A 23,394-nucleotide genomic window follows, 5' to 3' on the forward strand; every position below is an offset into this window, starting at 1 on the left:
CGGTGAAAATGCTCCCGCCCCCCTGAAATCAGAACAGAAAGGGCCGATACTGGGCGACTTTTGCTCCGCCCGCAGCGAGAAACATCCCCGCCGCTACCGTGGTCGACTATTCCACTGCCGTTCTCACTGGAGGGAAGTCGGGTCTCAGGTCACTCCGAACATCGTCGAGGCGATCCTAGACGGGACACAAGGACCGGAGGTTGGCCCCGGCGCAGGTTCTGAAACTGTTTCCGGAGGAGTGGGCGGCGCAAGAGATTCGAGCCAAAACGCTTTCTATGCAGGACGTTATAGCCGATCCGGCGGCAGTCGAAGAGGCCGCAGTGCAAACCGCGCACAAGCGAATCAGCAAGCGGAACGTTGCGTGAACAAATGTCATCATTTAGCGTGCTGCCAACTTGCAGTGCCTAAACCTGGACGAGTCCTCCAGGTCGGGGTTGAACGTAGTGCTATTTTGGTGAAAGGTGGTGCTTAAAACAGGTGTTCAGAACTATGCCCCGGCCGAAAGGAAAAAAGGACACTGTCCGCTTCACGGTGAGCTTGGACCCTCAGCTCCACGCGAAGTTGCTGCGCATCGCCGAGAGCAACGATCTGTCGCTCTCATGGGCCGTGCGCCGTGCGGTGGCAGAGTTCATTGAACGCCAAGACGCAAGCCATCAGGCCGAGCTGCCCTTCTCACAGCCGGCATCCAAGGAATGATATGAGCCGATCCGCGCCGATATATCTGGATTATCAAGCGACCACGCCGCTTGATCCGAATGTGCGTGACGCCATGCTGCCTTTTCTTGAGGACCGGTTTGGCAACCCACATTCCGAGCATGCGCTTGGCTGGGATGCGGCTGAAGCCGTCGAGGATGCGCGCAGCGCTGTCGCGGCGCTGATCGGATCTGCGCCGGGTGAGATTGTCCTGACCGGCGGTGCGACCGAAGCCAATAATCTGAGCCTGCTCGGGTCGGCGAAGCGCACGCAGCGGCGGAAGATTCTGGTCTCCGCCATCGAGCATAAGAGCGTGCTCGCTCCAGCTGCTGTGCTTGCCGAGCAGGGCTTCGAGGTCGAGACCATTCCCGTGCAGGCCGATGGCACTATCGATCTAGAGTGCCTCGCGCAGTTGATCCAACCTGATACTGCCCTAGTCTCGGTCATGGCGGCCAATAACGAGATCGGCACGTTGCAGCCGCTGCAGGAGATTGGTGCTCTCTGCACTGAGGTCGGGGCGCTGTTCCATACAGATGCTGCGCAGCTTGTCGGTAAGCTCCCGATCGATGTAGCTGCAGCGGGCGTAGATCTCCTCAGCCTGTCGGCTCACAAAATCTACGGCCCCAAAGGCATTGGCGCGCTCTATATCGCCGGCCCTGTGCGCCCGCAGATTTCCCCCATCATCCATGGTGGCGGTCAACAGCACGGGATGCGCGCCGGAACACTCGCCCCGATGCTCTGCGCCGGGCTTGCTGCGGCTGCACAAAAAGCGCTCGCAGAACAGGCCAACGATGAAGCGCATACGCGATCTCTTAAGTGCCGCCTCATTGGCCGGCTGAAGGACGGCCTTCCTGAGCTCAAGATCAATGGCTCAGAGGCAAGCAGCCTCAGCGGCTGCCTCAATATCTGCATCCCAGGCATAGATGCGCATGCGCTGCTGATGACCCTGCAGGCTGAATTTGCGGCCTCGGTGGGATCTGCCTGCAATGCCGGTCTGATCGAACCGTCCTATGTGCTCGGCGCGATCGGCCTGTCGCCCGACGAAGCGAGCGCTTCCCTGCGCCTCGGCTTCGGGCGTTTCACCACCATCGATGACATTGATCAGGCGGCAGCGCTGATCTGCGAGAAGGCGCATCGCCTGTCTCACACGCACGCAGCGGAGTGAGGAAGGTCATGCAGCTGCCAACGCGCCGATTTCTCATTCTGCCCCACAAACTGGACACCCCGTCCAGGAGGAGCGTTTCATGATTAGAGGTCCCCTCGCCAATCCAACATTCCGGGCACAATTCTCTGGTCACGAGACCTTCCCACTGCGCCATCTCTGGCTCAAGAAAGCCTATGATCAGGTCGCGGCTGCAAAGGGTGGCGCCGCGCCAAAGGCGCTCTTCACCGATCCGGAGGCGATTGTCACCTTCGGCGTAGGAAAGAACATGGTTGGCTCCATTCGTCATTGGGCGCTGACCTGCGGCATCTTGGAGGAAGATGGCGATGTCTTCCGCACGACGGCGCTAGGCGATTATCTGTTTGCAGACGACAGCGGCGTTGATCCGTTTCTGGAAGCGCCGACGACCTTATGGCTCCTGCATTGGATGATGGCGGGCACGCCAGATCGCAGCACCACATGGTTCTATGTCTTCAATCACCTCACGGTGCAGACCTTTGATCATGAGGCGATTGCAGCCCCGCTCCGCGATTATCGCGAGCAACAGAATGCACGGCTCAAGAACAAGATTCGCGCCTCTGATGCGACCATCAAGCGGGATGTGGAGTGCTTCCTACGTAGCTACGTGACGACGCGGCAGCGCAAGTTCAGTGACGATTTGTTTGAGCCGGCCTTGGTTCCGCTCGGACTGATCCGGGCTGTGAGCAGCAAATCCTATCAGTTTCGACGCGGTGCGAAGCCGACCCTGCCCGACGGCATCTTCCTCTATGCGTTTCATGACTTCTGGATGCGGCATGCGCCGGACCAGCAAACGCTGTCGGTTGAGGCGCTGACCTTTGAGCCCGGCTCACCGGGGCGGGTATTCAAGCTTGATGAGGATGCTTTGGTCGAGCGCTTGGCGCGCATCGAGGAGAGCTCTGCCGGCGTCTATCTCTGGTCGGACACGGCCGGGGTGCGCAATGTCGCGCGCCGTTTCCAAAGCCCCGACCCAATGAACTTCCTGGCCTCTGCCTACGAGACCGCCAAGCAGAGGAGTGCCGCATGAGCAAGCTATCTGACATCGTCACAGTCTCACGCCGGTTCCAGCGTTCCGTTCGGCTCGATACCGATCATGCCATCGAAGGCGCTTTGCAAGGTTATGTCTGCCACGGCTCCAGCCGGCAGGCGATGGATACTATGGCACGGCTCTTTCAGGAGACTGGCCAGCGCGCCTTCACCTGGACTGGTCCCTATGGTGGCGGCAAATCGAGCCTGGCGTTGCTCCTCTGTCAGACGCTTGGCGGTAGTGCGCAGCAAAACCAGGCAGGGCTTCAACTGCTTGGCGATATGCCCGGTTTTCATGACGCCTTTCCGCAGGAAGCAGAACCATGGCTGGTTGTGCCCCTTGTTGGGCGCCGCGCTAATCCGGTCGCTGATCTACGCGAGGCATTGGCGGATGCGGTGGCGCGTGAGGACAAACCGTCGCGCACCAAGCGCCGCCAGATTGATCCGGCGGGGCGGGATGTCATTGAGCGCCTGGTGAAGGAAGCCTCCGCCCGGCCAGAAGCAGGCGTGTTGCTCGTCATTGATGAACTTGGGAAATACCTCGAAGCAGCGGCCGACGGCGACGCTGATATCCACTTCTTCCAGGAGCTTGCTGAAGCGGCCGCGCGCTGTCACGGCAGACTGCTCGTCGTTGGCGTCCTGCACCAATCCTTCGATCAATATGCCCGCCGATTTGGCTCAGAGATGCAGGAAGATTGGGCCAAGATTCAGGGCCGCTTCGTGGATATCCCGATCGTGACGGCAATCGATGAGGTGCTCGATCTGGTTGGGCGGGCGCTCGCCCGAACAGACGAGGCGCCGATCCCAACCGACATAATCGAGACAGTCGCCGGGGCTATTCGCCGACGTCGACCCGGCAGCCCAAGTGATCTGGCTGTGCGCTTGGCGGCCTGCTGGCCGTTGCACCCCGTCACGGCCTCGCTCATCGGCCCCTTGTCGCGCCGGCGTTTTGGCCAGAATGAGCGCAGCGTTTTTGGCTTTCTCAATTCCGCCGAACCGGGCGGATTTCAGGAGTATCTCAAAACCCATCAGGCTGGCACGGCGCTCTATGATCCGGCACAGCTGTGGGACTATCTTAAGGCCAATCTGGAGCCGGCCATCCTGGCTTCGCCGGACTCACATCGCTGGTCCCAGGCGATTGAAGCCTTGCAACGTTGCGAGCGCAAAGGCACGCCGCTGCATCTCAAACTCGCCAAAAGCATAGCGGTCATTGAGCTGTTCAACGGCGGTAGTGGCGTTGTGCCAGAGCGTAGCATCCTTGCCAGCTGTCTGCCTGAGGCCACAGCTGACAAGCTTGATCAGGCTCTTCAGCAGCTTCAAGACTGGTCCGTTGCAGTGTTCAGAGGCCACCTGGATGCTTTCGCTCTTTTCGCCGGCAGCGACTTCGACATTGAAGATGCGCTCAGTGAAGCGCAGACCCAAATGGGTGAGCTGAACCTGAACCGCTTGTCAGCCTTTGCCGATCTCCAGCCCGTCCTCGCCAAGAAGCATTACTTCACCACTGGCACGCTGCGCTGGTTCACAACAGCACTCGCCTCTCCGCAGGGGCTGACGAAGCTGGTCGAAGCCTATCGGCCATCCGATGGCGCCGCCGGCCAGTTCCTGCTAGTCATTCCCGATGAAGACGTCCCAAGTACGCAGCTCGCGCAGCGTTGCCGTGAGGCCTCCAGCCAGGCGGGCGCCTATCCTGTAGCGCTCGGCGTGCCGCCAAATGCGCAGCAAATCCGTGAGGCCGGTTCGTCCCTGCTGGCGTTGGAGAGTATTCGCCAAGGCCACACGGCCTTGGAGGGCGATGCGGTTGCGCGCCGGGAAGTCGAAGCAAGGCTTGCTGTGGTCAGCACAGAGCTGGAAGACGCGCTTCGCCAGGGCTTTGTCGAAGCCACATGGTATGTGCGCGGCGCTGGCCATGAGGCCGGAAGCAGCCAAGCCATTGCACAGATCGCCTCCACCCTGGCAGAGACGACCTTCCCGAAGACACCGCATATTCGCAGCGAACTCGTCAATCGTGAGCAGCCCTCCAGCAACAGCCAGGCCGCTGTGCGCGCGCTGTTGCACGCCATGGTCAATCACACGGGCGAAAACAATTTGGGCATAGAGGGCTTTCCGGCTGAGATGGGCCTCTACCGCACCGTTCTCAAAGCCAGCGGCCTGCACCGCCAATACAAGGGCACATTCGATTTCCGCGCGCCAACCAAGACGATGGGCCCAAGCCTGATCCCGATGTGGGAAGAGGCCAAGAATCTTGCCCAGAGCAAGGATGGCGAGTTCCCACTTCTGGACCTCTATGGCCTTTGGAAGGAGCCACCGTTTGGGGTGCGCTCCGGTTTGCTACCCTTGCTCGCGGCCACCTTCATCCTGGCGTACCGCTCGTCCATGGCTGTCTATGTCGAGGACATCTTCCAACCGGAGATCAATGACTATGTCATCGATCGGCTGCTGCAAGACCCGCGTAATCTGTCCTTGCGCCATGTCGATCCCAAGACGGACGGTAAAGAACTGCTCAAGGCGTTGAGCGCCGAGATGGAGTGCGTCATGTCCCGTGCGCCAGAGCCCAAACCTCTGGATATCGCACAAGCCTTGGTGGAGTTTGTAATGCGCTTGCCAGAGTGGACAAGGCGCACCCAATCCCTGTCCAAGCCAGCCCAGGAGCTTTGCCGGATTTTGCGCGCCGCCAGTGATCCGCATCGCACCCTCTTTGTTGATCTTGTGCAGCTGAGCGGGCGCGACACTCCAGCTGCGGTCGCCGGTGAGATTGGCGGGCTGCTCCGCGAGTTGAATCAGGCCTATGAGACGATGCTGATCCGACTGCGGGACAAGATGCTGGATGCGCTTGGCCATTCTGAGAGACCGTTTGAAGAGCTGCAGCGCCGGGCTGAGACCATCAAAGGCATCTCAGGTGATCTGCGCCTTGATGCCTTCGCATCGCGCCTGCAAGGCTTCTCAGGCAGCCTTGCAGATATGGAATCCCTCGCCGGTTTGCTCGCCAACAAGCCGCCCCGCAATTGGAGTGATCTGGAGCCGAGCCGCGCGGCGATGGAGGCTGGTCAGCTCGCTCTGGCATTCCGCCAGGCTGAGATGCTGGCGCAGGTGCAAGGGCGCGATCCTAGCCGCCACGCGCTAGGCGTGGTGGTCGGCACGGGCGAACACGGCACGACGGCGCTGCGCGCCGTCGAGTTGTCTGCGAAGGAGCAGGACGCCGCCAAGGCGCTTGCGGCGAGCCTACAAGATATTCTCGCTAAAGCAGGCGTCAGTGACGCTGTAGCCCTCGCCGCTCTGGCAGAAGCCGGCATGCAGCGCATAAGCGATCATGATGATGAGATGAGGAGCGAAGCCGTATGAGTACGCGCCATGTTCTCGGCCTGTCCGGCGGGCGTGATAGTGCAGCTTTGGCTGTGTACATGCGCCAAACCTATCCTGACTTGCCGATCGAGTACTTCTTCACCGACACCGGCAAGGAATTGCCCGAGGTCTATGAGTTCCTCGGGCGCCTTGAAGGCTTCTTGGGGCGGCCTATCGCCTATCTCAATCCTGACCGAGATTTCGACTTCTGGCTGAAAGAGTATGGCAACTTCCTGCCGTCTCCGCGCACACGCTGGTGCACGCGCCAGCTTAAGCTGCGACCCTTTGAGAAATGGGTGAAGAGTGACTTAGAGAGCGGCACTGAGATCATCAGCTATGTTGCGATCCGTGCCGATGAACCGGCACGCACCGGGATGCAGTCCACCCATCCTAATCTGAAGATCAAATTCCCCCTACAAGAGCACGGGCTCGACAAGGCTGCTGTAGTCGAGCTGCTCGAATCCTCAGGTCTTGGCTTGCCGACCTATTATGATTGGCGCTCGCGCAGCGGCTGCACCTTCTGCTTCTATCAGCAGAAGATCGAGTGGGTGCGTCTCAAACGAACTCACCCGGAGGCCTTCGAAGAAGCCAAGGTTTATGAGAAGACAGCCCTAGAGCATGGCTCGCCCTTCACCTGGAGCGACCGGGAATCTCTTTCGGAGCTGGAGCAACCTGAGCGTGTCAAGCAGATCGAGGAGGACTATGAGCGGCGACTGGCGCGCGCGAAAGCACGCCGGCCTAAGAATCCTTTACGAGCCAACCTCACTGACGTCGAGGTTGATGAAGCCTATGGCACGGCAGAGGTCTCCGCTTCATGTATAGTCTGCCACAAATAGCTTCCGGCGCCATGTCTCAGAATTATCGCGATACTCCAAAACGCCAACTAGAGCGCGTCGCGCCGATTTTGATTCAGGATTCCCTTGAAGCATGATCTGTGATTGCCTGCCAGCAGAGCAGAATGGAGGTTTGAGATGGGTAGGCCACATCCCATGGCCCTTCGCGAGGGGGGCATAGCTTTTGTGGAAGAAGGGCATTCGCACCGCGCGACCGCCGCGCAGTTTCGGGTTTCGGTGAAGTTCGTCAACGGCATGGTAATCCTGAAGCGCGAGACGGGCGGGCTTGAACCGCGCGACCAAGCGCGCAGGCTGGAACGACGCCTTTATGCGAATGACCTTCTGCGCGACGTTTCAGCCCATTAGCCCAAAAGAGATTGCCCTGGGGTGATGAATAGGACACGAGAGCTGAAGGGGACGTCAGCTTGGCTTTTTGGGAGCCCAGGCCTTTAGGATAGGAAGCGTCCAGATGACAAACGACCAAGACATACAGCAAGACAAGAATAATCCGATTATCCGTGAAATAATAGAGCTCGAGCGGAGCTATTTCTTTGAGAAGCGCAACGTGAAGACAGAACGGCAGCGCAAGCTGCGCGAAATTATCGAGCGGCATACGAAACCCGGGGAAGTGTCAGATGATACTTGAAGAAATCCGTATGACCGACTTTAGGTGCTTTTTCGGAGACACCTTTATTCAGTTCTCTGAAGATCCGGAGCGTAACGTCACAATCATATACGCCGAAAATGGCGTCGGAAAGACGACACTGCTTAACGCACTTCTGTGGTGCTTCTATGGCGAGACAACATCTCGATTCGAAAAGCGTCAGGAGATTCTTAACTACGATGCAAAAAAGGCTGGCCGAAAGGTCGCCTCTGTTGAAGTTCTCTTCGAGCATAATAATAGCCGATACATCGCCAAACGGTTTGCTAATATCGGCGCATCTTCGGGGCGTGACTTCATAGTCGCAAGGGTTGATGATGGTAGTCAGATCACACTCGACTCACCGGAGACATTCATCAACACGGTGATCCCGCGGGAAATGGCGTCTCACTTCCTGTTCGACGGCGAACACGCCGAAGTGTTCCTTGGCGAAAACAACCGGAGATCAGTGGGTAGCGCCGTGCGCGATATTCTCGGTTGCTCCCTGATTGAAACGGCCATTGAGGACCTGCAAGCGGTCTCGAACCACTTCCGCAGACAGATCCCGTCAACGGTGGCCACGCGAAAGATCGAGGAGTTGAATAAACGGCACGAGGCGCTTTCCGGCCAAATCGATGCAGCAAAAGCCAGCATCGTGGAGATGGAGAGAAAGCGTGAGCAAACCGACGAACAGATTAAAGATATCGACACCAAGCTCCGCAATACGGCAGCGGCGAAGGAACTCCAGCAAAGCCGTGATCGCCTGACTAGCCAGCTTCAACGGGCGCAACGCCGTCGGAAAGAGTGCACGGATGAAGTCTACAAATGGCTTGGAGAAAACGGGCGCTTTATTGTCTCGAAACGGATCACTGAAGAGACGTTTTCGTTCCTTGACGAGAAAGAGCACCGTGGACGCATTCCCTCGCCTTACAACGAGGAATTCGTGAAAGACATCCTCGAAGCCGAAGAATGCATTTGCGGGGCAAAGCTCGAACCTGGTAGCGCGGAAGCCAAGAAGGTCGCTAGTCTGCTAGAGAAGGCAGCCAACCAGGTCATGCGTGACCGTGTATCGAAAGTCCGCGCCAGGCTGACGACGCTCAAGACCGAGCGCCGGAAAGCTCCTGGCCGCCTAACGAAAGCCAAGAAGCAACTCGCCGATGCCAATGACGAATTTGCCACAGCCGAGGCGCATCTAGCGGAAATAAGCCAGAAACTTCAGGGGATTAACTTCGAAGACATCGCCGAGCGTGAGCGAAAACGTAACGAGCTACGGGACGAGCTTCGTGAGATCGACCGGCAGATCGGTGCCTTCGCAACCAAAATCAAGAGCGCCGAGCGCGAGATGAACGATATCGACCGCGACATCAACGAACTCGCAAAAAAGGACAACCACACCGCGATCTACGGACGTCGGCGCAACATGTGTGAAAACATCAAGGGCAAGCTCGAAACGCAACTCGTTGCCGAGGAAGACCAAGCCCGCCGTGTTCTACGTGCCGGCATCAAACGCATTCTCGAAGCCACGACACGCAAGGTGCTGAACCTGCGGATGACGGACGAGTACGTCATCAGCCTTGTGAACTCCGATGGAACCGTACTTCCCAAGTCCAGCGGTGAAAACCAGCTCCTCGGGCTAGCCTTCACGGCGGCACTCGTCGAATTCGCAAAAATCCGGCAGAATGCAAAAGACTACCGCTTGCTTCCGGGAACGATTGCACCGCTGGTTCTGGACTCGCCCTTCGGCCAGCTCGACGAGGCCTACCGGGCGACGACGGCCGAATTTATCCCGAAGATGGCGCGCCAGGTCGTGCTCCTTGTTTCGAAGTCGCAAGGCTCCGAGGACGTGCTTGAAGCGCTCAAGGACCACCTCGGGGCGGAGTATCTTCTGGTACGGCACAATACCGACCCGGGCGGGGATCGCAAACGCGAAAGCAGGTACTTCAAAGGCAAGGAGTTCAGGACCGCTGTATTTGACGCCGCATATGATGGCACAGAGATTGTGGAGATTACCGGCCCATGAGCTCGCGCGCACCCAACATCAATAGAAGCCGCATCCATGAAGACATGGTGCAGCGGCTTGCCATGCAAAAATTGCCCGAAACCGACCGGACACTATTTCCGACAATCCGTGAACTTTTGTGCTTTGCCGCCCTGCTCGGTTACTCCGAAAAACGCCGAATTCCACTCGACAAGAATGCGGGAATTGAGGACGTATCCTACCAACAATTCGAGCGGGGAGACGCCGAAGACCTCATCTTCCTTATCGCCTTGTCCGAGACGAAAGACCCGGAAGTGCTCAAGGACGGTGAGGAAAGCCGTTGCGCGGAGATTTTCGAAGAGTACGCGAATGGCGGCCTGCAAATCATCGGAGAGGCGCTGCGGCGCGGGGGCGGTGAGTACCCGGACCGCGATATCCTGGAGATGCTCAAAGAACGCGCCTATCTCGGCACAGAGGAAGATGAGCCTGACGTCTCGGGGATTACCTTTTGAATGTTGCGGGACCTGAGCTATAAAGGCGTATATAAGTCCGACCTCGATAATATACTAGAAGACTTCTACTTTCCGGCGCTTTCCGTTGCCAACTCCTATGACCGCGCTGTCGGTTTTTTCTCCGCTTCGACAATTAGCTATGCCGCCCAGGCGCTTTCCGTTTTCGTCAAGCATGGCGGGAAGATCAGGCTGATCCTCGGCGCGTTCTCGGACGCGCAGGACCTAGAAGCGGTGAAGCAAGGCTACAAGGAAAAGGAGATTTCGGAGAAGATCGGAGCCGAGCTTCTCGCGATGATCAACAATGTGAGTGACGAGCTGTTTCAGAACCGCTTTGACACGCTGTCCTGGCTTGTCGCCCACGGCCGACTCGATGTTAAGATCGCCTTGCGCGAGCGCGGGATGTATCATGACAAGGTCGGCATTGTCACCGATGAGGCGGGCGACCGTGTCGTTTTCGCAGGCTCGGCGAACGAAAGTACGCACGCCCTGCTACCGACGCACAACTACGAGTCCATTAACGTCTTTCGCACATGGCTGCCGGAACAAGCCGAGTTCTTCGATCCGCACATTGACAGCTTCGAACGCCTCTGGCGGAACGAAAGTCGTTCAACGGCCGTCATCGATATACCAACGGCCGCTAAGGAAAAGCTAATCGCGACAGCAAGGGCGATGGACTACACGCCCGATCCGGAGATCGAGGCGGCGATTGCCGCTCGGATTTTGGCCAAGTCAGGTTCGGCGCACAGCACGACATACGGCCAGCCGCGGGAGCCTGCAACGATCAACGGCCAGCCATTCAAGATGCGCGATCATCAGATTGCCGCGCTTGAGGCTTGGAAAGCCAAAGGAGACTTCCAGGGAACATTCGACCTTGCCACGGGAGCGGGGAAGACTATCACGGCCATTCATGCCATCGTCAGGCTCTCCGAGGCGATAGACGGGCTCGCCTGCGTAATCGCAGCGCCTTACCAGAACCTCGCCGACCAGTGGGTCGACATCCTCGCCACATTCAACATCTACCCGGTCAAGTGCTACGTATCCCGCTCTCAATGGGAGGACAAGTTGCGGAATATGGTACACGAGCTGACCATGGGTAGCCGCAAGTTCGGGGCCGTAGTTGTGGTCAACCGGACGCTCAAGAGCCCGGAGTTCCAGGACTGCCTATCGAGGATCAAGGGCAACCGTCTGCTCTGGATCGGAGACGAGTGTCACCACCATACTTCAAAAGCGTATGAGGGGTTCCTGCCGACCCATTCCCGCTACCGGATCGGCCTGTCCGCGACGCCACAGCACTATCTTGATGAAGAACGCAACGAGCGCCTGAACGAGTTCTACGGCGATATCGTGTCGCGCTACACGCTCAAGCAGGCAATCACAGACAAGGTGCTGACTCCTTACGTCTACTACCCGCACATTGTGGAGTTTACGGAGGCTGAAGCCGACGAGTTTGTCGAGCTATCGGAACAGATAGGCCGTAAAATCGCCCGGCAGAACGGCAAGACGGGCGAGATGTCGCCACAGCTCACAGGGCTTCTGATGCGACGGGCGCGTTTGGTCGGCTCGGCAGCGAACAAGCTTCCTACACTTCAGGCGGTGCTGACGGGCGAGAAACCGACACAGCACACTTTGTTCTATTGCGGCGATGGCACGGTCGAGACGGATGAAGAACAGACCGGGGCCGAAGACAGCGTCAACGCGGGCAGAAGGCAGGTCGAAGCCGTCAGCGCGATGCTCCACGGCATGTCTTGGGACGTCTCCCGCTTTACATCGCGTGAGTCCCGCAAGGACCGCGAGAACATTCTTGAGAATTTCCGGCTTGGCATCATCGACGCAATGGTGGCGATCCGCTGTCTCGATGAAGGTATCGACGTCCCAGCTTGTAGCACGGCCTACATTCTCGCAAGCTCCCGCGATCCGCGTCAGTTTGTCCAGCGTCGCGGTCGCATCCTGCGCCGCTCACCCGGAAAACAAAGGGCACTGATCCATGATTTCATTGTCGTCTTGCCGGAACGCTATGAAACAGGTTCGGATTACGCAAAACGTCTGATCAAATCTGAGCTTAGCCGCGTCGCCGAGTTTTCGTCCCTGTCGGACAATCGATCAGGGGCCTACGCTGCCCTAGCGCCCGTGCTCCGGCAGTACGATCTTGAACACATGATATAAAAACCAAGAGTGTATGTGAGGTGAGCAGGAAAAAGACGAAAGACCTATTCGAAATAGGGAGCCTGATCTAACTGGTACGGTTTGATTTTTGGAGCGTGTCGCGGCCTATCCGATTCAGGATTCCCAGAATCGTGGTGATGTGATCCCCTACATCTGCTTCAGCAGGAGAGGATCACGACCCTCCTGAAATGGGAATCCCGAATCCGATCAAGCCCGACACGCTCTAGGGATTGCGTTTCTGAATTCCACTGGGTTCCAGATAAGGCTACTCCAGGCTAGAATTTGACTACCATGTCATACCTGAGCGACCTCCGAGCCACCAAGGAGCTGCCAGCTTCTCACTATGAGTTGCCGTTCATGGAGCGGCTGCGCCACGTTAAGGGCGACCGGCCAACGAGGCATCCGGTCCAGGTCGTATCGGACTGGCTACGCGACAACGAGCACCGGTTCATTGTCGTGAAGGCAGGGCATCCGACCCGACCGGAATATCGTGAGACCCACCGGCCGGAGCCCGGACGGGAAATTGGCGTCATTCTCGACAGCAAGTTCCGCCATGCATTGTCCGACACCTACATGGTTTTCACGAACGTTTTCGACACCGAGCTCGTACCGCTCCTAGATATGAAGGTTCAGCAAGCCAGGAGAATGCTCAAGGAGCGAGGGTACCTCCGACACGAGCAGAACCGCATGACGGCAACAATGCCGCCAGGCCTCGTGAGTGCGCGGTCTTATGGGGCAACGGTGAGGCGGGTAGTAGCGCTGGAAAAACGCTTGCTTGAGGAGACAGTTTGATGGCCCAGAAGAACGAATTCCAAGCGATGATCATGCCCACGGATTTCCGGCGAAGGTGGAGTTACGACGCTCTTATTCCGTCGCTTTTGTATTTTGATAGCGTTTCGTTTCTTAACGACGACGTCCGCTCGGCGGCCGATTTAGTTGACCCCACTACGATGACCGGGTGTGGGCCCAAGGACGTGGTTGAAGGTTTGTTGGTAGAGCAGCATCGTTACTACTGGCCGTTTCGTGAAATACTCAGCGAAGGTGTCATTTCACTGTGTCCAATAGAAATTCAGTTCCATATCTTTTCTCCACCACCACCTCCTCCTGGGATAAAGGTCCCTGTAAAATCGCCGCGAGGGTGGCGATCGATCATCGACGAACGGCTTACTCAAGGCGATGAGGTCGCAAAATCCTTCGTTGCTATCGGTGCGCGCTACTTTGATTTGGTAGGAGAGAAAGACCAGTCGATGGAAGACATCGATAAGGCACTATGGGTTGCTGCATGGACCAAAGACGCTCTTCGATACCGCGCAAGAGGGCAAAAGCGTGTAGCTATTCATCCAGATGGCCAGACGGCCATGGAGCTCTCGATTGCGTTATTTAATGACGTAGAAGAACTCGTTTCAAAACGCACGGAAGCACGTCTCGACTGGCAAAACGTTCCGCCCGACCGCGGGAAGAAAGATGGCTTTGGGGATCTAGTAGGACTTGGATTAATAACTAAGGTCCTTGAAAAGATTCTTCCGACATTCTCAATAGATGGCGATCCTTCTCGGCTATCGGAGATACTGGAAGTACGACATCAACGCGCCGACGAACTCCGAGTCTTCCGTCAGTTTGTTATGGAGGCCGAAGAAAAGTTCGCTGTCGCGGATGTTCAGGAACGCGAAGATGCCGCAAGAGAGTTCATCTTAGAATCGAACCAACTTTTCGAGGACCTTGAGAAAGCTTTGAGTGATCCCAATCGAAAGCTGAAGCTTCGAGCGTCAAAATTTGGCGGAGTCTTAATCGCAGGCATTTCTGGCGCAGTTGGAGGCGCGATCGCAGCGCTGAACCCCGCCGCGGGTACGGTTTTGGGTGAGGCAGTTGCAGGTGCCACCGAAGGCACAATTTCCCACATGTTAGATAAAGCATCAGACTCACTAGAAACTCGAGAAGTCCACCCTGGGCTTAGTTATTTATTTTACGCCAAGGAGGCGATGGCGGGTCAACCAGCTTGAGAATGCGATGCCATGTGTAGAATAACAGAGGAGTTTCGTCCGGGTGATGCCTTCCCAAGTGTGGTTTTCATCGGCGCTTGTCCTGGGCAGGAAGAACATAGGCAAGCTCGTCCCTTCGCGGGAGATTCAGGTGTTAACCTGGACGAAATGCTGGAATGGATGGCGGCAAACCACCGCGACATTTTTCCATCAACTAGGAGGGACGACTACACCTTGTTGAACGCTTGGCCACGGGCGCTTTGGAAGGCACGAGACGGTCGCTACTTGCCGAAACTGTCTTGGGTTGACCGACCCGACAATGTCGAACGGTTAAATAACCAGTTGGCAGCGGTTCAAGCAAGCATCGTTGTTGGTTTGGGGAGGCCGATCGCGAACGCTCGGCTAGAACAGATCCAATACGACCAACCAGCAACGAGGGCTATCCGGCGATTGATTGTGAGATACCGAAACGCTCGCTACTTCATTGTTGGACATCCCTCCCCGCGCAACAGAGACCTAAGGGACCGAGGGAACGGCGACATGGGACGATGGGCTGAAAGAACTTTTGCGGCGTTTCCTGGACAGAATTGAAGCCCATTTCTGTGGATCGCACTGGCCGCAAATCTGTAAGTCAAAATCCTGGGGAACTGGACAAAGGCCATGAAATCACCCTAGCCTTACACGCTTTAGGCTGCGACCCAAAGCTGAAAGCCTCGCAAAGGAAATACGTGTACCGAGACCAAAGTGGACGATGGATTTGTGCGGTATGGTAATCCTCCCCATGGTTAAGGGGGTGAGGTTGTAGAATTTTCTCGTGGCGAGAGCCGAGGAGATTCGAATGAGGAAGAGCCGTTTCACCGAACCGCAGATCATGACGGTGTTGCGTCAGGCCGAGAATGGGGTGTCCGTGCCGGAACTGTGCCGCGAGCATGGGATCAGCACCGCCAGTTTTTACAAGTGGCGCGCCAAGTATGGCGGCATGGACGCTTCGATGATGAGCCAAATGAAGGCGCTGGAGGACGAGAACCGGCGCCTGAAGCGCATGTTCGCGGATCTTAGCATGCAGGCCGATCTTCTGAACTGCGAAGGTGAACGCCTCTGGTTCGAGAGAACCTGGGCAGTCTCTGGGAAAAAAATGACCCGGCCAGCTCAACGCCGCGAGTTGGCCGAGAAGGCTGTGGCGACAAGAGGGATCAGCATCGCGCTGGCCTGCCGAGCGTTCGGTGTCAGCGAGACCTGTTTCCGCTACAGTCCGAAGCGCGACGAAGAGAACGATCTGATCGCCGACCTGCTGGTCGGGCTGACCAGGGTCCACAAGACCTGGGGGTTCGGATTGTGTTTCCTGCACCTGCGGAACGTGAAGGGGCATGTCTGGAACCACAAACGCGTGCGCCGGATCTATTGCGAGCTGGAACTGAACCTGCGGATCAAGCCGCGACGTCGACTGAAACGCGAAAAGCCCGATGAACTCGCCGTGCCGGATGCGCCCAACATGGTCTGGTCGATGGACTTCATGGCCGACCGCCTGGCCGACGGGAGGCAGTTCCGGCTGTTGAACGTTCTGGACGACTTCAACCGCGAGGGCTTGGGTATCGAGATAGACTTCTCGCTTCCCTCCGAGCGTGTTGTTCGAGCCTTGAACCAGATTATCGCGTGGCGTGGCAAACCTCTGGCAATTCGGGTCGATAACGGCCCCGAATACGTCAGTTCCACCCTCATGAATTGGGCTGAGAAGCAGGGCATCGCCCTGACCTACATCCAGCCAGGAAAGCCTCAGCAGAACGCCTATGTCGAGCGCTACAACCGGACGGTCCGGCACGAATGGCTGGACCTCTACATATTTGACACCATCGAGGAGGTGCAGCAGATCGCAACCGAATGGCTATGGACCTACAACAATGAGCGCCCCAACATGGGCATCGGCGGGATCACTCCTGCCATGAAGCTGAAAAGGGCCGCGTGAATTCTACGAAACCACCCCGCTAAAACGGGGAGGATTACCGTATGGCGAGACCGTATGGACGACGATGTCGCTTTCGCGCACATCAACATCAACCACGCAAAGGATTTTAGCCCTGGAGACATGGTCAAGGTCGTGATGATCACTCGGAAGCGCTTGGAGAGTGGCAACTCCAAGATCGTATCTGCGGAACCGGACACTGCATTCCGGCAGGTGGCGGCAGTCATTGCTCCGACATCGGAGTTCAAGAGGTGTCGCGCTATCCTTGTCAGGGGCGACGGAGATGTCAGCGTTAGAGCATAGGTAAGACATTTGGATTGTGAGGCGAGAGAAAATGGGAAAATTACGAAGTGGTGGCTCGGGCGTGGTTGGGATGGGCCGAGGTGAACTACAGAACCCGAGTGCCAAAACAACTCCCAAGAAACCTCTTCCTTCGAAAGTCATCCAGAAGCGCAACAAAAAAATGGCTCTGAGTGAAACGAACTCGTCGAAAGCTCAGGTTGGGTTTAAGGCTCGGGCACGAGCCGCGAAAAAATCCAAGAGATAGCGGAAGCAATTTGAATGCCAGCCACAGGGAATCATACCAAGCTTTGAGACAGACGAAGAGAAGTCGAAATCCGGACAACGTGGATAGCCTGCTGAGCCTGCCACTCAACCCAGCCAAGGCCGACATAGCTTAGGCCCGTTGTCGTCGCTGTACCAAACCTGATCATCCCCCCCGCCAGGCCAATCCATCGGCTCTTTGAGCAGCTTCAGTGGCGCGTCGTAGTCCGGAACGATCCGGAATGCCTCTGACCTTCTCCCCGAGATCCGGGCCATTGCGACCTGGAACTTTCCACCTTTGACTGGACGAAGGAGGAAGACCCATGAAGCGGAAGCGTTTCACAGAAGAGCAGATCATCGGTGTGCTGAAGGAGAGCGAGGCCGGCGCGAAGGTCGACGATCTCTGCCGGCGCCACGGGATCAGCACGGCGACGTTCTATACTTGGCGGAAGAAGTACGGCGGCATGGACGCGTCCGAGGCCAAACGGCTTCGCGAGCTAGAGGCTGAGAACGCCCGGCTGAAGCGGATCGTGGCGGACCAGGTGCTCGACATGTCGGCCATGAAGGAACTCCTGGAAAAACATTGGTAGGCCCATCGCGAAGCGCAAAGCCGTGGGCTTTCTGATGACCAAGAAGGGGCTCAGCGAGCGTCGGGCCTGCCGGATCGTCGGGCTGGCGCGGTCGGTGCAGCAGTACCAGCCGGTGGCGAAGAACGACGAGGCCGTGGTCGCCCGGATGAAGGCGCTGGCGTCGGAGAACCGGAGCTACGGCTACCTGCGGCTGCACGCCATGCTCCGCCGGGAGGGCCTGGTGCTGAATCCCAAGCGGACATACCGGCTCTACACTGCCCAGGGCCTTCAGGTCCGCACGAAGAAGCGGCGGAAGCTACCGCGCCGGGACCGCGTCGCGCCGCAGGCGCCGGAGCGGCCAATGCAGCGATGGTCCCTCGATTTCGTGAGCGACCAGTTGGCCGACTGCCGGCGCTTCCGGGTCCTGAACATCGTCGACGATTGCAGCCGGATCTGTCCCGGCCAGATCGTCGACATCTCGATCTCCGGGGTCCGGATCACCCGGTTCCTCGACGAGCTGGCGTTGCGCACCGGTCTTCCGGAGGAGATCGTCCTTGATAATGGGCCCGAGGGGACCAGCAAGGCGATGTTCGACTGGTCGGAACGGACCGAAGTGCGCCTGCGGTTTATCGAGCCCGGCAAGCCCGTCCAGAACGCCTTCGTGGAGAGCCTGAACGGCAAGCTTAGGGACGAATGCCTGAACCTGCACTGGTTCCGGTCGCTCCGCCACACCCGCGAAGAGATCGAAAGCTGGCGCCGCCATTACAATACCGAGCGCCCCCACTCGGCGCTCGGCTACCTGTCGCCAATGGAGTTCCTGATGACCAACGCCGCGTCAGCGCCTGAGACTCTTGCGGTCTCCGCGCTGCCGCTCAACACTCAAACCCAACCGGAAGATTCTGGATCGCGCCGGCCCTAATCGCGGGGAAAGGTCACCTTTTCCAGAGACCCCGCCCGTAGGTAACCGATCACCTCGCCGGGCCGGTCCATAAACTCTCTCTTGTGTATCGAAAACATCAGGAGTTTCATGACCCTAAATGACACCGGTACAATGAAGAAAAGGTTAACCAAGTGTTTGAGGTAGGCGAGCTCTATAGTCGAGTCGAAGACATCCACGAGAAGTTCGGAGGAGGTCGGCAGAGCGGTATATCACCGTCGGCGCAGGCACCCTATGTGTTCATCTTCACAGGCAAGAGCGGCGAGCAGTTCGGCTACGATGACGGCTGGCAGGACGACGAAACCTTTCTCTACACGGGTGAGGGCCAGGTCGGCGACATGGAATTCACTAGGGGAAACAGAGCAATCCGGGACCATGCCAAAGACGGCAAGGACATCCTTCTCTTCGAGATGCTCGGCAAGAGCCAACCTTATCGGTTCCTCGGTGAGTTTGCCTGCGCTGGCTGGCAGGTGGACCGAGGGCCGGACAAGAATGGCGACATGCGCGAGGCGATCCGCTTTCACCTCGTACGGGTGGGGTTGGAAGTCGGAACAAGTAGCGATGAGGACGAGAAGGCTCCAACGAAATCGCTGGAGGAACTCAGAAAGCGCGCCTACGACGCTGTCGAGCCAAAGAAAGCTGCATCGATCATGGATGCGAAGGTGCGCCTCAGGAAGCGTTCCGAGGCCGTGAAGGCATATGTTTTGGCGAGAGCCGGTGGGAAGTGCGAGTTGACAGGGAAGCCTGCCCCGTTCCTCCGAAAATCAGGTGAGCCTTATCTTGAAGTCCACCATACCCGTCGCCTGTCTGACGACGGCCCCGATGATCCGCGGTGGGTTGCTGCGATCGATCCGACGGTTCATCGGCAGATCCACCTTGGAGTCGACGGCGATGAGTTGAACAAGCGGTTGAAAGAGAAGTTGAAGGCGATCGAGCTGTAGTACGCATTAGCACCGGCTGATCTGTTTCTGAGCAGAGATGGGCTTGCCTATTTATGAGCGCCGGGCGACTACTTGCGAGCACCTCCCAGAGTTGACCCATGCCGTTGTTTGAAATTGAAAAAGACTATCTAGCCCGCCTAACTGACATTCAGCTTGAGGAGCTCATTGCTAGACTGTGTGAGGCGGAGGTTTCCAAATTCGGTGGAAAACTCAGAGACGTGATGTGGTCAGGATCGATCAACGCCCCCGACGGCGGCGTTGATGTGCAAGTTAAGTCTGATCCTACATTTGACGGTGATTTCATTCAGCGTCCCGAGACGGTCTTTCAGGCAAAAAAACCGTCCATGCCGCCAAGCAAGATTCGCGGCGAAATGACCGAAGGTACCGCCCCTCTAGATATCCTGAAACACTTGGCGAGCAAAAAAGGTGCCTATATCATCGTGTGCCTTTCTGAGGATAACTCTCCTCGTTCGCACCGGTCGCGTGTTGAGGCTATGGAACAGGTTGTCGGCGCTTTGCCCGAAACCGCCGACGTTCACGTGGACTTCTACGATCGATCGCGGCTCCAGCGTTGGTTGGCGCAGCACGTAACAGTTCAACTTTGGGTTCGCGAAGTGCTAGGGCGGAGAGTGTCCGGTTGGCGTCCGTTTGGTCGATGGAGTGCCACGCCGATCGATGCGGATGACGCAATGCTGTTAGCTTCGGGCGTTGAGGTTCTCGTTCCCGGGCACGCCGGACCTGTACAGCTAGACAAAGGTATTCAGCTAACAAGGGAATTATTAAGGAAATCTCCGAAAGCCGTTCGAATAACTGGCTTGTCCGGTGTAGGGAAGACGCGTTTTGTGCAAGCCTTGTTCGAGGAGAACGTCGGAGAGACACCACTTGACCGAACAACAGCAATCTACGCAGATGTGTCGGACGAACTTGAACCTACACCTCGTTCTCTACTCGATGAGTTGTCGGTTGAAGGCACAGACTCCTTGCTCGTTCTAGATAACTGTTCTGCCGATCTACATGGAAGGTTGGCCTCCCGGCTACAAGCCAATGCCCAAAGTCCCAAACTAATAACTATTGAGTATGACATTCGGGATGACAGCCAACAGACCACAGAAGTAGTCCGGATCGTAGCCGATGGCCCGGAGGTCGCTGAGAAGCTTGTGCTGAGACGGTTTCCGGACCTCGGACAGGTTAATGCACTACGCATTGCTAAATTCGCCGAAGGGAATGCAAGGTTGGCCTTGGCACTTTCAGACGTAGTTCCAAGAGATGGAACTCTGTCGAGGCTTTCGGACGATGAACTATTTAAACGGATATTCCATCAGCGCCACGATTTAGACGTCGGTCTAATGGAGCAAGCCGAAGCTTTGTCGCTAGTCTATTCGTTTTCTGTCGACCAAGATGAAAACGGTGTTGATGAGTTGGCGATCCTTGGCCAACTCTGTGAACAGACGCGCCTGCGGATGAGCCGCGCCGCTGCGACTTTATTGGAGCGCCAGGTGGCGCAACAAAGGGGACGATGGAGGGCGATATTGCCGCATGCAATCGCGAACAGGTTGGCCTCACGAGCTCTTTCACAAATCCCAATTGACTACTTATTGAAAGTTTTTGAAAACGACAAAAACCAACGGCTACTAACTTCATTCTGTCGGAGAATTGGTTACCTACATGATAGTGCAGTTGCGCGCAATCTAGTCTATTCGTGGTTCGATACTGGTGGTATGTTTGAAGATTACTGCTCGCTTTCGACTGAGAGGCGCAAATTGTTTCATCTTGTGGCTCCGGTCGCCCCGGAATCAGTATTGAAGAGTTTAGAGCGGAGTTTTGGCAGTTTTGGCCTAGAGGCACTTAGTACTCCTTGCGATACAAGTTCTCTTCAGAACTCAGAACTCTCAAACCTCCTCTTCAACCTTGCCTACGACGACTCATTGTTTGATCGTTGTGCGTCGATTCTTTTAGCTATTGCCTTAAGGGCAAAAAACGAAACTACGAACTCAGACGCTGCAGAAAAGCTCGAGAATCTGTGCCAACTTCGTCTGTCAGGAACTCATGCAACCCCACTTCGCCGAGGTAAATTGATCGAAAATTGCCTGCTGTCTGATGATGAAGCACAGCAACTGATGGGCATTCGTCTTCTGCATTCGTCCCTAGAAAGCCGACATTGGAGTTCAGGGGCAGAATTTTCGTTCGGCGCTAGGCCAAGAGACTATGGCTTTCACCCAAGTCCAGACGAAACGATTGAGTGGTTCACTTTGTTCTTAAATATCGGGAAGCGTGCGGCCCAAAAAGGCAGCAAGTTGACTAGGGACAAAGTGCGTTCAACACTAGCGCATGCTTTGCGGGGGCTTTGGCGATCAGACGCCCTGTTTCCAGTGCTTAGAAAAATCGCAGAAGAGCTGAACGAAGATGAGCCTTGGATTGAAGGTTGGAAGGAAATCCGAACAGCAATCTACTTAGACGGCAAGCAAGACGACGACGGTAAGATTCCTAACGATCTACTCGTCAAATTGCGTGAATTGGACAAGCTTCTCAAACCGAAGGATATTGCAAGCAGCGTACGAGCATTCGTTGCCTCCTCAGATTCGCGCTATATGCTAGATGAAGAATTCGACTACGAAACCGCCGATGGTTTCCGGGAGTCTAGTAGGCGTTTGGCGAAAATCGCATTTCAGCTAGGAACTGTGGCTCGAAACGATGCCGCATTGATCAACGAGGTGGCTCCATCATTGTTCTCGGCTGAGTACAGCTCTCATCAGCAACATGAGTTCGGTCGCGGGCTGATTGAAGGGTATGTTTCTCCGCGGCGGATTTGGGACCAACTCGTGCGAATATTGCACGAAATGGAGACGGAGCGTTTCTGTTACGGCGTACTGACAGGAGTTCTTCAGGCGGTGTCTGAAGCAGACCGGCCATTGGCACAAAATTTACTGGATGAATGCCTGCAGGATGATCTTCTTAGACATGGGATCGTTCGGTTGCACCCTGTGCAAGGGTTTGATGAGGTGGATTTCATCCGTTGCCTTGCGGCTTTAGAGTTCGGAGACGTTCCCGCCTTCACGTTCGAGGATCTATACTGGCAGTCAGAGTATCTGCACCTATCCAACGATCTGCTGGTCACTTTGACTAATCAGCTTAGTTCCTATCCCCGCGGGCCAGATTCAATCGCGCATGGACTAGCAATGCGGTTGCACGGTAGGAAATCTGAGAGCGGTATTCTATCTCCGGAAATCGTCCGTTTGGCCCTTGTTGCAGCAGGGTATTCGATCGGCGGGCGAGACACTAAGAATCAAATGGCCGATCACCACTGGTCCGAAGTCTTGGACTACTGCCTTAAGAAATTTGAATTTCCTGTCGAGGAAATGGCGTTAATCGACGCCATCTTTGACAATTTCGACAGGTCCTATGGCCTTTTGAGTGACTGGAACGACACAGTGGCGACGATAGTTAAATATCGCACGGAGATGATCCTCAACAGGGCTTTCGTCGATCCTCGAACATCAGAACGGGATCGGTTTGTGGTCTTTGAAGGTGGAATCCGAAATAAGTATCCGCTTGCCGGTGTCTCTCCGGACGTACTCGTAACCTGGTGTCGAGAATCCGGTCTTCAGGAATCTTGGTCAAACGTGGCGCAAGTCGTGCCTGCTTTCACAATGCCAAAAGAGGGATCGAGAAGAACCCTGTCCGAACATGTGACAGCCTTGCTGAAGCATGCCCCTAACCCGTCTGAGGTTGTGGAGGCGATTATTCCTCAAGCCCGGCCTACATCTGGATGGACCGCCGACCGGGCCCATGACTTCGACTCGCGGATAGCAGCGTTTGAAGAGCTGAGTAATCACCCCGTTCAGAGCGTTCGTGCCGCAGTTGCCGACGCAATTGAAAAAGCCCGAGCTATAGAGGCGGAAATGTGGAAATGGCTACAGAACGAGGACAGGGAGCGGGGGCAATCGTTCGAGTGAACGTAGATTTCTGACTTTCTTGGGCTAGATGTTCGCTGACAGCTGACAACGAAAAATCACCCCGTCGTATGAGAGGGGTCCCTAACGACTTTTCCGAGAAGGCGCCCCTTGGGCATCTGGGGGGTGGCCTGTTATGGGATGTGTGAGG

The 23,394-nt window shown here is 56.6% G+C and carries 17 protein-coding genes; all 17 read left to right on the forward strand.

Annotated features, from left to right (window positions below; all coding sequences use genetic code 11):
• The first annotated feature begins 489 nt into the window (after positions 1-489).
• The 17 genes from EU800_RS18750 (at position 490) to EU800_RS18825 (ending at position 23,246) form a co-directional block, all read left to right on the forward strand.
• Positions 490-696: a CopG family ribbon-helix-helix protein gene (locus tag EU800_RS18750; RefSeq protein WP_129634590.1), complete on the forward strand. Its 207-nt coding sequence runs from the start codon at positions 490-492 to the stop codon at positions 694-696.
• A gap of 1 nt (position 697) precedes the next feature.
• On the forward strand, positions 698-1,858 hold the full coding sequence (locus tag EU800_RS18755) for a cysteine desulfurase family protein (protein ID WP_129634592.1): 1,161 nt from the start codon (positions 698-700) through the stop codon (positions 1,856-1,858).
• 79 nt (positions 1,859-1,937) lie between these two features.
• Entirely contained in the window at positions 1,938-2,900 is a 963-nt protein-coding gene (locus EU800_RS18760; protein ID WP_129634594.1) for a DUF4007 family protein, read from the forward strand.
• Positions 2,897-6,238 carry an ATP-binding protein gene (locus EU800_RS18765; protein WP_129634596.1) on the forward strand — a complete coding sequence of 1,114 codons (3,342 nt, stop codon included), beginning with the start codon at positions 2,897-2,899 and terminating at the stop codon, positions 6,236-6,238. Before EU800_RS18760 ends, EU800_RS18765 begins: the two co-directional genes overlap by 4 nt.
• Positions 6,235-7,074, forward strand: a complete 840-nt coding sequence (locus EU800_RS18770; RefSeq protein WP_129634598.1) for a phosphoadenosine phosphosulfate reductase family protein — start codon at positions 6,235-6,237, stop codon at positions 7,072-7,074. Before EU800_RS18765 ends, EU800_RS18770 begins: the two co-directional genes overlap by 4 nt.
• 153 nt (positions 7,075-7,227) lie before the next feature.
• Positions 7,228-7,437 (forward strand): hypothetical protein, encoded by a 210-nt coding sequence (locus EU800_RS18775; RefSeq protein ID WP_129634600.1) that lies wholly within the window; start codon positions 7,228-7,230, stop codon positions 7,435-7,437.
• A 103-nt stretch (positions 7,438-7,540) separates the two neighbouring features.
• Positions 7,541-7,717: a hypothetical protein gene (locus EU800_RS26955; protein ID WP_165354733.1), complete on the forward strand. Its 177-nt coding sequence runs from the start codon at positions 7,541-7,543 to the stop codon at positions 7,715-7,717.
• Positions 7,707-9,731: an AAA family ATPase gene (locus EU800_RS18780; RefSeq protein ID WP_129634602.1), complete on the forward strand. Its 2,025-nt coding sequence runs from the start codon at positions 7,707-7,709 to the stop codon at positions 9,729-9,731. Before EU800_RS26955 ends, EU800_RS18780 begins: the two co-directional genes overlap by 11 nt.
• Positions 9,728-10,201 (forward strand): DNA phosphorothioation-associated protein 4, encoded by a 474-nt coding sequence (locus EU800_RS18785; RefSeq protein WP_129634604.1) that lies wholly within the window; start codon positions 9,728-9,730, stop codon positions 10,199-10,201. Before EU800_RS18780 ends, EU800_RS18785 begins: the two co-directional genes overlap by 4 nt.
• A complete protein-coding gene (locus EU800_RS18790) occupies positions 10,202-12,364 on the forward strand; it encodes a DEAD/DEAH box helicase family protein (protein WP_129634606.1) in 2,163 nt (720 codons plus the stop codon).
• A 291-nt stretch (positions 12,365-12,655) separates the two neighbouring features.
• The gene (locus tag EU800_RS18795; protein ID WP_129634608.1) at positions 12,656-13,156 is read left to right on the forward strand and encodes a hypothetical protein; all 501 of its coding nucleotides are present in this window, start codon (positions 12,656-12,658) and stop codon (positions 13,154-13,156) included.
• A complete protein-coding gene (locus EU800_RS18800) occupies positions 13,156-14,364 on the forward strand; it encodes a hypothetical protein (protein ID WP_129634610.1) in 1,209 nt (402 codons plus the stop codon). The genes EU800_RS18795 and EU800_RS18800 overlap by 1 nt, the downstream gene beginning before the upstream one ends.
• A gap of 12 nt (positions 14,365-14,376) precedes the next feature.
• A complete protein-coding gene (locus tag EU800_RS29120; protein ID WP_129634612.1) occupies positions 14,377-14,934 on the forward strand; it encodes a uracil-DNA glycosylase family protein in 558 nt (185 codons plus the stop codon).
• Between the two features lie 247 nt (positions 14,935-15,181).
• The gene (locus EU800_RS18810; RefSeq protein WP_129634670.1) at positions 15,182-16,306 is read left to right on the forward strand and encodes an IS3 family transposase; all 1,125 of its coding nucleotides are present in this window, start codon (positions 15,182-15,184) and stop codon (positions 16,304-16,306) included.
• An 863-nt stretch (positions 16,307-17,169) separates the two neighbouring features.
• Positions 17,170-18,334 (forward strand): IS3 family transposase gene (locus EU800_RS18815; RefSeq protein WP_371685646.1). Its coding sequence is split into 2 segments (ribosomal slippage): positions 17,170-17,423 and positions 17,422-18,334, totalling 1,167 coding nucleotides; the frame shifts between segments, so codons are not numbered across the junction.
• A 254-nt stretch (positions 18,335-18,588) separates the two neighbouring features.
• The gene (locus EU800_RS18820; protein ID WP_129634614.1) at positions 18,589-19,293 is read left to right on the forward strand and encodes an HNH endonuclease; all 705 of its coding nucleotides are present in this window, start codon (positions 18,589-18,591) and stop codon (positions 19,291-19,293) included.
• A 98-nt stretch (positions 19,294-19,391) separates the two neighbouring features.
• On the forward strand, positions 19,392-23,246 hold the full coding sequence (locus EU800_RS18825; RefSeq protein ID WP_129634616.1) for a hypothetical protein: 3,855 nt from the start codon (positions 19,392-19,394) through the stop codon (positions 23,244-23,246).
• Positions 23,247-23,394: the final 148 nt, after the last annotated feature.

It is taken from the genome of Tropicimonas sp. IMCC6043 (genome assembly GCF_004146235.1).
GTDB lineage: Bacteria > Pseudomonadota > Alphaproteobacteria > Rhodobacterales > Rhodobacteraceae > Tropicimonas.